This window comes from Patescibacteria group bacterium (assembly GCA_041650995.1).
Taxonomy (GTDB): Bacteria; Patescibacteriota; Patescibacteriia; order XYB2-FULL-38-15; family XYB2-FULL-38-15; genus JAHIRI01.
In genome coordinates this window covers 95,247-105,741 of the sequence record JBAZJZ010000003.1, presented here as the reverse complement: position 1 = coordinate 105,741, position 10,495 = coordinate 95,247, and the positions used below count along the sequence as shown (strand labels likewise).

Below are 10,495 nucleotides of genomic sequence, written 5' to 3'. Positions count from 1 at the left end.
CAGGTCCGGGTACCCATGACGCACTCGCCGAGGTCGGTGCCGCACGATTCGGTCGTACCAATGGTGCAGGCGCACCCTTCGTCAACCGAACCGTCGCAGTCGTTGTCCAGGCCGTCGCAGGTCTCGGGCGAACCCGTGATCTCGCCGGCGCAGACGCCCCAGCGACCGCCGCTGCAGGTGGCGGTACCACGGACGCAAGCGCCCATGTCCGTCCCGCAGGGTTGGGTGGTGCCGTCGACGCAGGAGCATCCTTCGTCGATGTCGCCGTCGCAGTCGTTGTCGATCGTGTCGCAGGATTCGGAAGTAGCCGGCCCGACGTAGCCGACGCAGACGCCCCAGTAGAAGCCGTCGGTGCAGGTCTCGAGACCGCTCGCGCAGGCTCCGAGGTCCGTTCCGCAAACTCGGGTTGCCCCGGGAGTGCAGACGCAGTTCTCGTTCACGCGGCCGTCGCAGTTCTCGTCGAGCAAGTTGCCGCAGACTTCGGGAGAGGGACCGACGAAACCGACGCAAGCGCCCCAACGGCCCATGACGCAAGTCTGGGTTCCGCGGGAGCATTCGCCCGTGTCGTCGCCGCAGGGCTGGGTCGTGCCGTTCACGCAAGAACAGCCCTCATCCACGTCACCGTCGCAGTCGTTGTCGAAGGTGTCACAGGTCTCGGAGGCAGGAGCCGTGTAGCCCACGCCGCCGCAGTCGGACCACTGGCCGGCTCCGAAGCCGTTGTCCAGACAGGTCCGGGTACCCATGACGCACTCGCCGAGGTCGGTGCCGCACGATTCGGTCGTACCAATGGTGCAGGCGCACCCTTCGTCAACCGAACCGTCGCAGTCGTTGTCCAGGCCGTCGCAGGTCTCGGAGGCGGGCGCTCTGCCCGAACAGGTAGACCAGAACCCACCAACGCAGGTCTGGATGCCCATCGTGCACGTACCCATGTCCGTGCCGCAGGGACGGGAATCGCCGCCGCGACACTCGCAGCCTTCGTCAATCGTGGTGTCGCAGTCGTCGTCCACGCCGTTGCAGGTCTCGGAGGCAGGAGCCGTGCCGAGGCACAGGCCCCAGTAGCCGCCCATGCACCGCTGGATACCAGTGGTACACGCTCCGACGTCGGTGCCGCAAACGCGCGAATGGCCGTCCGGACACTCGCAGTCTTCGTCAATGGACCCGTCGCAGTCGTTGTCCGCGCCGTCGCAGTACTCCGGGGTTACCGGACCGCAAGAGCCGCAAGCATTGAGCAGTCCTTCGTCGATCCGGCCGTCGCAGTTGTCGTCGAACCCGTTGCAGGTTTCGGCCGACGGGAAGTGCAAGGGCTGGCACGGACCGTAGCCCGTGCCGTCGTCCAGGCAGAACATCCTGCCCTCGGCGCAAGCGCCGAAGAATCCCGGGATGACGCAGTCGATGGGAAGGCCCGCGGGACCGCAGGCGCAGTTCTCGTCGACTCGTCCGTCGCAGTTGTCGTCGATGCGGTTGCCGCAGACTTCCGGATTCTCGTCCGGTCGTCTCGTCGGCTCGCAAACGTCGGAGTAACCCGAACCGTCCGCGAGACACCGCATCTGGCCGACCGCGCAAGCGCCGGGAATGAGAGTGTTGCAGTCGATGAAGTCACCCAGCGGGCAAACTCCCTCGCCGCACACGCCGCCTTCATCGGTTTCGCCGTCGCAGTCGTTGTCCACGCCATCGCAGATCTCGGGACGCGCGTCCGGACAGGACGCCGTCCCTTCGCAGTGACCGGTCTCGTCACAGCGCATGCCCAGTGGGCAGTGGATGAACGAGTTGCAGATCAACCGACACTGGCCGAGGAAACACTCCCCTGCCACGCAGTCGTCGTCCGCCTCGCACTCGGCCCCCGCGTACACGACGCGAGAATCGCCGCAGCCGAAGCTCGCGACGCCGAACACGGTACACACGCCGAGCACCAAGAACCCGATCCAGTTCGTCCAGTTCCTCATGTTCACGCTCCTCATCTTCCTTTCCCTCCTTGTGCGGCGGTGCCGCACGCGGCAGAACCGCCGCCTTCTTCCGAACAACCAATTTCAAGTCGCGCCTTACGACGCGAAAACTCCTCAGACGCAACTCGCGTCAAGGAGAGATTACCAAAATTCCTAATTGTCAACGAACAGCAGTTTTTGACCTTTTATTTTAGCTCTGTTTCACAACAAGAAAGAGGATTTTTATCCCCCCTCTCAGTCAAAAACCGCACATTATAATTTAACATAAACTGTAAATTTGTCAAGAGGATAAAACAAAAACAGGATTTTTGACCCTGCTTTGTTAAAACGTTTTATTCTTTATTATTTTACTGTTATTTTACCATTTCCGCAATTTTGGTAAAAACTTCCGGATGATTTTCTGCCAAATCAGCTAAAATCTTCCTATCCAAATCTATTTTTGCCTTATGTAACGCCCCCAAAAGTTTGCTGTAACTCAAATTGTTCGCCTGGCTCGCAGCTCCGATTTTAACTTGCCAAAGTTGACGGGCAATCCTTTTTTTCGCGCGTCGATCACGATAAGCATAAACTCCAGCCTTGAGCATCGCGACTCTAGCCAATTTTATTTTACTCTTTCTCCCCCACTTATAACCCTTGGTTTGTTTCAGAAGATTCTTTCGTCTCTTCAAATGATTTTTTCCTCTTTTAACTCTCGGCATATAATGAAAATTAGATAAAAATTAATGGGCGATTGCCGTCCTTACTGTTTTATTAAAAGAATCTGAAAGACTAACGTCGCGTCTTTTTTTTCTTGTAATCTTTCCCGCATCGCGGGTATTAAAATGATCCTGACCAGCGCAGCGCTTCAGAACTTTTGACTTTTTTGTAACTTTAAATCTTTTAGCGACAAGCTTATGAGTTTTTACTTTCATATTTTAAAATTAATTTACTTCTTACCCACTGTCACAGAGAGTCTGCCTCCCTGAAAACTTAAAGGCTGTTCAATTTTTGTAGGCACTAAATTATTAAGCGCGTTGATAAATTGATTGGCGACTTCCCGCGCGGTGTTAGCGTACTGTCTTTCCCTCCCCTTTAAAATTATTTCTACTTTTACTTTATCACCCGATTCCAAAAACTCTTTTGCTTGATTCAATCTGAAATCGCGGTCGTGCGCGCTGATGCGAAGAGAAAGCCGGATTCCTTTAATTTCCACTTTTTTTGCTTTAGCTTTTTGCTTTCTCGCCTCCTTATCTTTTTGATACAAAAATTTTCCGTAATCAAGAATTTTGGCGATGGGCGGCTCGGCCTTGGGAAAAACTTCTACCAAATCAAGCTCGCGTTCGCGAGCAAGCTGAACTGCCGCCGGAGTATCCATCACTCCTAAATTTTGCCCACTTTCGTCAATCACGCGAACTTCGGACGCTCTTATTTGTTCATTAATCCAATACTGGATCGTCTGAACCTTAACTTGTTTTCTTGAAATGCGCAAGGGTTTTAATTTTAATATTAAATTATTTTGGTGGAGATGGCGGGAATTGAACCCGCGTCTAGAAGCCTTCGACAAAACGATTCTACAAGTTTAGCTAAATTAAATTTTTAAAATAACAAGGTATAAATTTAGCAAAAATCCTTGCATTCGAGGCCTATTAATTTTCAAAAATTTCTCTAAGCCGAAGAAATTTTCTATCTCGGTTATGACACCGGGACCCGCCTACCGAGCGTCGGCGGCCGATGTGTCGCGGCTATTTAAGCAGCAACAGGAGCAAAGCTCGGAACGCGCAAAGCGTTCTTTACTTTGTTAAATAAGTTTGCACTTATTGATTTTGCCAAAGTTTTGCGAGATTGTGGCAATACTCGACTTGCTCATTTTGTAAAGAACTCCTATCGAGGCCTGTCATCCCCGAAAATTAAACTTTCATCGCTTCCCTGATTTTTTTGTTCACTTCTCTTTTTTTAATAAGATCTCTTTTTTCATATTTCTTCTTGCCCCTGCCAATTCCGAATTCCAATTTTATCTTATTGCCTTTAGTATAAACTCTAATCGGCACTAAAGTCAAGCCCTTCTGTTTAATTTTTCCATAAAGCGAAGCCAGTTCTTCCTTCCGCAAGAGAAGTTTCCGCGGTTGCGTCGGATCATAATCTAAAATCTGCCCCGCCATTTTATAAGGAGGAACATGGGCATTTGTGAGCCACGCTTCGCTGCCTTTTAGGGTAACAAATGCGCCGGCTAAAGATATGTGGCCTGTTTTGATTGATTTGACTTCCTGACCCGAAAGAACAATGCCCGCCTCAAACCGCTCAAGGATTTCGTAATCAAAACCAGCTCGCTTGTTTACGGAAATAATTGCCATACCATCAATTATAAACAAAGAATGCCGAACAATCAACCGGCTGGCCCGGCCAACCGCGCGACCTCCTTGTTTTTCAACCATTTTTATGATAACATTAAAAAACAATTTAACAATATAATCATTTAACAATTTACATTATGTCAGACCCAAAATCAGTTACCTTCAACGTTTCCACTCTCACGATTGTAAAAATAATTTTAACCTTACTCATTTTATATTTCGCTTATTTAATGTGGGACGTACTGGTGCTAATTATTATAGCGATAATCCTGTCAGTTTTAATTGATCCTCTAGCCGATCGCTTTGAAAAAAGAAAAATCCCGAGGACGCTGGCAGTTCTTTTAGTTTATATAATTTTACTTTCGCTCATTGGACTCATTATCGTTTTGATTATTCCGCCGCTCACTACTCAATTCCGACAGCTCACTGACAACCTCCCGAGTTATTGGGAACGCCTTAAATCTTTAGGTGCCCAAGATCTTTTGGCTAAATACGATCTTTCTACCCTTCAAAATAGTTTCAAAGCAATTGAAACAAACTTCACTCAGGGAATTTTCACCGGTTTAGGTGGAATTTTTGGCGGCGTTGTTTCCTTTTTCCTAGTTTTGGTTCTAACCTTTTACATGGTTGTGGAAGAAAAAGAATTAAAAAGTCTGGCGCGCTCACTAATTCCTTCTCACTATCAGCCTTATCTTTTTCAGGTTGCCAGCCGCATGAAGGGAAAAATGTCTGCCTGGCTTAAAGGACAACTTATTCTCTGTCTTATTATCGGTCTGGCTGTTTTTATAGGCTTATCTATTTTGGGGGTAAAATATGCCTTGGTTCTTGGTCTCATCGCCGGCTTTTTGGAAATCATTCCTTACGTCGGCCCATGGGTCGCCGCGGCTTTCGCAATTTTTATCGCCTTGGGGCAATCGCCAATGCTCGCTCTTTTTGTTCTTCTTCTTTTTGTTTTAGTGCAATGGTCGGAAAATAATTTGCTGGCTCCGAAAATTATGCAAAAAGCCGTTGGTTTAAATCCTATTATCTCCATTCTCGCGGTTATCACGGGCGCGAAACTTGCCGGATTTTTGGGAGTTCTTTTCGCCATACCAATTGCCAGCGCCCTTTCCATTTTGCTTCAAGACTTTTTCAATAAAGACGAAGAAAAAACAAACGCTTAACAATTTTAAAATGTCTGTAATTACAAACCAATCCCCTGACCCTTGGATTAAAAAAGTAGACGAAAAAGAAAAATTAAAAGAAGAGATTCGCGGAGAAGTAATTTCCGAAATGAAAAAGAAAAAACATAAGAAATTTTTTACCTGCTGTTTTTTGAAATTACTTGTCGTGATTTTAATTTTGGGTGGCATTGCCGCCGCCGTGGCAAGAACCGGAATAGTTGATATCCCCGTTTTTTCTAAACTATTTTACAAAACACCAACTCCGGAACGAATTGTTTCTGCAAATATCGACAAAGAAAAAAGTTTTGAAAATATTCTTGCTCAAAAACTTGAACAACAAATTGAGTCAGGAAAAAAATCTGAAAAAGACGGCCAAAAAATAGAAATCGCTTTGGATTTTACGGAAGAAGAACTGACTGGTTTTCTTAAGGGCGCAGAAGCGACCGAAAATTTTCCTTTCTCCGATTCCCAAATTTCAATCAACCCCGACGGTTTAGAAATTTTTGGACAGCTTAAAGAATTAAACAAAACATTTTTGACTGTTGTCCTAAAACCGGAAGTTATGGAAGGAAATTTAAAAATTTCTTTCAAGGAAATAAAAATTGGGAATCTGTCTTTGCCGCCGGCAATAGGAAATTTCTTGGTTGATAAATTTTTGAAAGATCAGATTAGCTCAACGCAAGAAACCATCTCTAAAAATGGAAAGCTGGAAAATGTTGAACTTGCAGACGGCAAAATTGTACTCCATGGCCTGATTGACGCGGCATCTCTTCTTAAATAAACTAATACCAAAAATAAAAATGATAAATCGCTTAATTCCCATTATCACCCCTCTCCTGATTTTCTCCGGCTTGGAGTTATTTTTTTTCAAACCTCATTTTGTTTATTTTATTTTTATTTTTTTGGTTTTAGCGATCGGGGTCGCGACCTGGAAAATAATCGGCAAAGGATTGATGGATACCACGGTACGATGGCTTTATCTTTTGACGCCGCTATTGTTTTTAACAAGCGGCGTCTTGTTTCTTATGTTTTTGGAACGGCCGTGGGCAAGACATCTTCTCGCCCTTTCCTTATCTTTTTTTTGCGGAGTATTTTTAGAAAATATTTTTATTTATATTTATCAGCACGAAAAATATCAAGCCAACTCTTTGGAAAATATTTCCAACTACCTGAATCTGGCCGCAATGTTTCTCTTTAGCTCAAGTCTTTTTGGATTTTCAGTTTTTCTAAACATCGCGCTTTGGCAGCTTTCCCTTATCTCTTTTGTCTTCACTTTCGCCTTGACTTTCCAAACTATCTGGATAAATAAAATAAATATTCGAGCGGCGCCTCTTCAAATTTTTGTCATTTGCCTGCTTCTCTTTGAACTTTTTTGGGCCGTCTCTTTTTTACCGACTGCCTATTTCGTCAACGGTTTAATCATTGCCATTTCATTTTATTTTATAAATAATTTAATGCGGCTTCATCTGCTTAACAGCCTTAATAAAAAAATTATCCGTCGCTATTCCATTCTCTGCGGCTTAACAATTTTTATTATTCTTTTAACCGCCAAGTGGGTTTAAAAAATATGAATACAAAATTCTCCAATCTAAAAATTATTATTTTTGCCGTCATTTTCGGCCTGGGAGCCGGCATCGTCGGACAAATGCTTGCCACTGCGTATTTTTTGCCTCAGGAAATTTTTATCACAAGCGAGGGAAGTCGCGTGAAACAAGCAGCAAGCCAAACTGCTGAAAATGAAAAAATTATAGAAGCGGCTAAAAGCACTCTGCCGACAGTTCTTGAAATTTTTCCTAAAAAAATCTCTTCCCATAATCCGGAAAATCAAATTTACCTTCCTGATGAGCGGATGGCTTTAGGCACTGCCCTCACTTCAGACGGATGGATTATAAGCTTTGGGGGAAAAATAATTAATTCAAAAAATGGTTTTGTCATCGTGGCGGGAGATCAAAAGATTTTTGAGCCGAAAAAGATTATTATTGACGAAGCGACGGGAGCTATTTTTATAAAAATTGAAGCGGATAATTTATCTGTCCCAAAATTGGGGTCGGAAGAAAATATTTATTTAGGGGAAAAAGTTTTAACCTTGAGGAATAAACAATCATTCCAAACTCTGCAAGCCGTTGACTTGTCTTATGGGCCGGCTGCCGAGCCAAAAGATCTCCTCAAATCTTCCGAAAAATTTTCTAAATTTATTCTCCTAGACCAAAACCTGACTCAAAATGAAATTGGCGCGCCACTCATAAATCTCTCCGGCGAAATCGTGGGAATTCTTTCCGATATCTCACCCGCCGTAGCAGTGCCGATTAGTTTTTGGCGAGATGCTTTCTTGGAAATTTTAAAAACAGAAAATACCGGACGGCCCTACCTTGGCGTTCATTATTTAGACCTTGGAAATTCTCCCGGGATTAGCGAAGCGTTCAGCCAAGGTAAAACAGCCGGCGCCCTTATTTGGAGCGACAAAAATTTAAAAATCATGGGCGTGGTCAAAAATAGTCCGGCGGCAATAAGCGATCTTAAAGACGGCGACATTATTATAAAAATAAATAATGAAAATTTAAGCCAAAAAATCGATCTTACAAAAGCAATCTCTCAATACTCCCCTGCTGATAAAATTCAAATTACAATTTTACGAAACGGCGAAGAAAAAATAATTGATATTACTCTTGGCAAAAAAATGTGATATAATAAATAAGCCAAAATTATTCTTTTTCTACTTTATAATTTCTAATTTTATGTCCACAAATTACGTAAGAATTTTAAAACGCGAATGGCGCACAATTTTTTTCATTACGGGAGGAGCTCTGGCTCTTTCTCTAATTTTCAGCCTCGTTCAACCTTTTCAATACAGCGCCAAAACAAGAATTCTCGTAATCCCTTCTGGTAGCGGCTTGGATGCCTACAGTGCCTTAAAATCAGCCGAAGCAATCGGCGAAAATATTGCTCAAGTTATTTACACCACTTCTTTTTTTGATAAAGTAATCCAAAGCAATTCCAGTATCCAAAATATCTGGAGCACGGACGAAAATAAGAAAAGAAAGCAATGGGAAAAAATGATTGATGCCGAGGTTCTCTACGGAACAGGCATGCTTGATATTACTGTCTACCACAAAGATAAAGCTCAGTCTTCAATGCTCGCCTCCACAATCGCCGACGTTTTATCCAAAGAAGGACGCAATTATTTTGGCATACCCGGACTTCAAATCACAATGGTTTCCTCGCCACTTCTTTCCAAATATCCGGTCAAGCCAAATATTTTACTTAATGTTTTTATGGGGTTGCTCCTGGGCCTTATTGCCGGCGTTACTTTTACTATTCTTACCTACCATCCAGCCATGCGGGAAGAAGCCCCTCCGAAACCGATTAAAATAGCTGAATCAAAAATGCATTTTCGTCCGGAAGAAAAAGAAGAAAGAAAAATTAGTGAAGAACGGGAAATCATCAGCATGCATAATCATTATAATAAGCACTAAATTAAAAATAAAAAATAATAATATTACAGCCAACCTTTATTTCAACTTCTAGTTTTATTTTTCACTCTCGTTTTTAAAATTTAATTTGTTATTTAATTCGTCTGTCAAAGACACTTGACAGATTTTTTATTTTATGGTATAGTTAAATGTCTGACAATTAAATAGTTCATTTTAAAGTAAAGGCAAATTGTATTTTTTCCGCTAGAATAAGGCCTTTCAGATAGAATTCCGAAGCTGTTTGGCTTGGAAAATTTAGTGGTGATTGGCTTATATTGAGAAGCCAAATCTACCCTCGTTCTTTATCATCACCAGGCCAAACGACTCCGGAATTTTACCCCAAAATACTCCGCGATAAACCACAGTTTACAGAGTAAAAGTTATTAAAAAGTTGAAATGACGGAATACTTTCTGACATTAGTCCACTTCTCTTAAACTGCGGTTTCCTGCGAAGGATAGATCATTGACAATTGAAAACAACGGGCTTTAGCTCTCCCGCCGTATTGCGGGATTGATGCGCGCCTGATGAAATAGAGGGATAAAATCCTCTTTCTCAGGCTTAGGCCTGTTGAGATATATAGCAAAAACCCCGGGGCGTGGTTGCTCCGGTGGTTACAAGTTTGGACAGTACAACCGTCCCGCATTCCTGCGGGACAACGAGGGAGGAACGGGAAATGAAGAATTTCACGATGTTCGTGTTCGTGCTGTTCTGCGTCCCGGCAGTCGCCGAGGCGCAGCAGCTCTCCGATGGCGAGGCGCGGGCGCTCGTTTGCGGGCCCGGAGAAATCCAGGTCTGCACCGAGCCCAGCAACGACGGTGGCTTCAACGTCATGTACCGCCGAGGCTCGCCGCTCCTCGACTGTTCGGTCGCAAGCGACCGAGGGATCGGGCTCCGGTGCGTGGCGCGCAGCGAAGTATGTACCACCGCCAGGACGCTCTGCGAACAGCGGAGCGACGTATGGCGCTGGAACGAAAGCGACTGTCGCTGCGACTACCATCGCACCACGACCACTCCGACGACTCCGACCACGGCGACGCCTCCGACGACCACTCCGACCACTCCGACCACGGCGACGCCTCCGGTTCAGCCCGGCTCCGCGCCGGCCTGCCCGGACTGCGATCAATGCTCCACGGAAGAGCTACGACAGATCCTGAACAGCATCGCCTTCATCGAGCAGAAGATCGACGACGGAGCGGCTCTCGTCCTCACCGAGGAAGAGATCCGCGCTCTGCGCGCCGAAGCGGAAAACCTGCGCGAGCAGGCGAATGAGTGCCGCAACGAAGCGCTCGCCGATCGGGCGACGACTCTCGTCGCCGCACTCGACCCATACCGTCCCGAATTCGTCCGACTGCACCAGCACCTCGACGCCCTCGATTTCACCGTCGAGGACGACGAGAACTGGTGCACCGGCAGTTTCGGCGGAGTACTGGCGTGCATCGTTCTGCCGACCGTGGCAGCCGGTGCCGCCATCTTCCTCGGTGTCTGGTTTGGCACCGAGTGGTCTGTGACCCAGGACTGAACGTGTCAACCCGGGGCCGATGTGGCGGAAGCCCGTCGGCCCCACAGAAACTTCTGCCCCGAGAGGGCA

11 protein-coding genes and 1 other RNA gene are annotated in these 10,495 nt (G+C 46.1%); 6 read left to right on the top strand and 6 right to left on the bottom strand.

Annotation, left to right across the window (positions count from 1 at the left end):
- From WC445_04435 to smpB, 6 genes are all read right to left on the bottom strand, one after another.
- Positions 1 to 1,943 (bottom strand): MopE-related protein (locus WC445_04435; protein ID MFA5129171.1); only part of this gene is annotated, 1,943 nt, incomplete at its 3' end.
- Positions 1,944 to 2,296: 353 nt separating this feature from the next.
- Positions 2,297 to 2,641 (bottom strand): 50S ribosomal protein L20, encoded by a 345-nt coding sequence (gene rplT / locus WC445_04430; GenBank protein ID MFA5129170.1) that lies wholly within the window; start codon positions 2,639 to 2,641, stop codon positions 2,297 to 2,299.
- A gap of 21 nt (positions 2,642 to 2,662) precedes the next feature.
- Entirely contained in the window at positions 2,663 to 2,854 is a 192-nt protein-coding gene (locus WC445_04425) for a 50S ribosomal protein L35 (GenBank protein MFA5129169.1), read from the bottom strand.
- Positions 2,855 to 2,868: 14 nt separating this feature from the next.
- Positions 2,869 to 3,411, bottom strand: a complete 543-nt coding sequence (gene infC / locus WC445_04420) for a translation initiation factor IF-3 (protein ID MFA5129168.1) — start codon at positions 3,409 to 3,411, stop codon at positions 2,869 to 2,871.
- A gap of 28 nt (positions 3,412 to 3,439) precedes the next feature.
- Positions 3,440 to 3,824: a transfer-messenger RNA gene (gene ssrA, locus WC445_04415) on the bottom strand.
- A gap of 5 nt (positions 3,825 to 3,829) precedes the next feature.
- A complete protein-coding gene (smpB, locus tag WC445_04410; protein ID MFA5129167.1) occupies positions 3,830 to 4,354 on the bottom strand; it encodes an SsrA-binding protein SmpB in 525 nt (174 codons plus the stop codon).
- Positions 4,355 to 4,410: 56 nt separating this feature from the next.
- Here smpB and WC445_04405 point away from each other — a divergent pair, with 56 nt between their 5' ends.
- The 6 genes from WC445_04405 (at position 4,411) to WC445_04380 (ending at position 10,426) form a co-directional block, all read left to right on the top strand.
- Positions 4,411 to 5,436 (top strand): AI-2E family transporter, encoded by a 1,026-nt coding sequence (locus WC445_04405; GenBank protein ID MFA5129166.1) that lies wholly within the window; start codon positions 4,411 to 4,413, stop codon positions 5,434 to 5,436.
- Positions 5,437 to 5,446: 10 nt separating this feature from the next.
- Positions 5,447 to 6,217, top strand: coding sequence for a hypothetical protein (locus tag WC445_04400; GenBank protein ID MFA5129165.1), 771 nt, complete (start codon positions 5,447 to 5,449; stop codon positions 6,215 to 6,217).
- 19 nt (positions 6,218 to 6,236) lie between these two features.
- The gene (locus WC445_04395; GenBank protein MFA5129164.1) at positions 6,237 to 6,998 is read left to right on the top strand and encodes a hypothetical protein; all 762 of its coding nucleotides are present in this window, start codon (positions 6,237 to 6,239) and stop codon (positions 6,996 to 6,998) included.
- 5 nt (positions 6,999 to 7,003) lie between these two features.
- On the top strand, positions 7,004 to 8,119 hold the full coding sequence (locus WC445_04390; GenBank protein ID MFA5129163.1) for a PDZ domain-containing protein: 1,116 nt from the start codon (positions 7,004 to 7,006) through the stop codon (positions 8,117 to 8,119).
- Positions 8,120 to 8,171: 52 nt separating this feature from the next.
- The gene (locus WC445_04385) at positions 8,172 to 8,909 is read left to right on the top strand and encodes a Wzz/FepE/Etk N-terminal domain-containing protein (GenBank protein MFA5129162.1); all 738 of its coding nucleotides are present in this window, start codon (positions 8,172 to 8,174) and stop codon (positions 8,907 to 8,909) included.
- 671 nt (positions 8,910 to 9,580) lie between these two features.
- Entirely contained in the window at positions 9,581 to 10,426 is an 846-nt protein-coding gene (locus WC445_04380) for a hypothetical protein (protein ID MFA5129161.1), read from the top strand.
- The last annotated feature ends 69 nt before the right edge of the window (positions 10,427 to 10,495 follow it).

Bases quoted from the DNA above. Each gene is read 5' to 3' on its own strand.
- rplT (MFA5129170.1), bottom strand. From the start codon at position 2,641: ATGCCGAGAGTTAAAAGAGGAAAAAATCATTTGAAGAGACGAAAGAAT.
- WC445_04425 (MFA5129169.1), bottom strand. From the start codon at position 2,854: ATGAAAGTAAAAACTCATAAGCTTGTCGCTAAAAGATTTAAAGTTACA.
- smpB (MFA5129167.1), bottom strand. From the start codon at position 4,354: ATGGTTGAAAAACAAGGAGGTCGCGCGGTTGGCCGGGCCAGCCGGTTG.
- WC445_04405 (MFA5129166.1), top strand. From the start codon at position 4,411: ATGTCAGACCCAAAATCAGTTACCTTCAACGTTTCCACTCTCACGATT.
- WC445_04400 (MFA5129165.1), top strand. From the start codon at position 5,447: ATGTCTGTAATTACAAACCAATCCCCTGACCCTTGGATTAAAAAAGTA.
- WC445_04395 (MFA5129164.1), top strand. From the start codon at position 6,237: ATGATAAATCGCTTAATTCCCATTATCACCCCTCTCCTGATTTTCTCC.
- WC445_04390 (MFA5129163.1), top strand. From the start codon at position 7,004: ATGAATACAAAATTCTCCAATCTAAAAATTATTATTTTTGCCGTCATT.
- WC445_04385 (MFA5129162.1), top strand. From the start codon at position 8,172: ATGTCCACAAATTACGTAAGAATTTTAAAACGCGAATGGCGCACAATT.
- WC445_04380 (MFA5129161.1), top strand. From the start codon at position 9,581: ATGAAGAATTTCACGATGTTCGTGTTCGTGCTGTTCTGCGTCCCGGCA.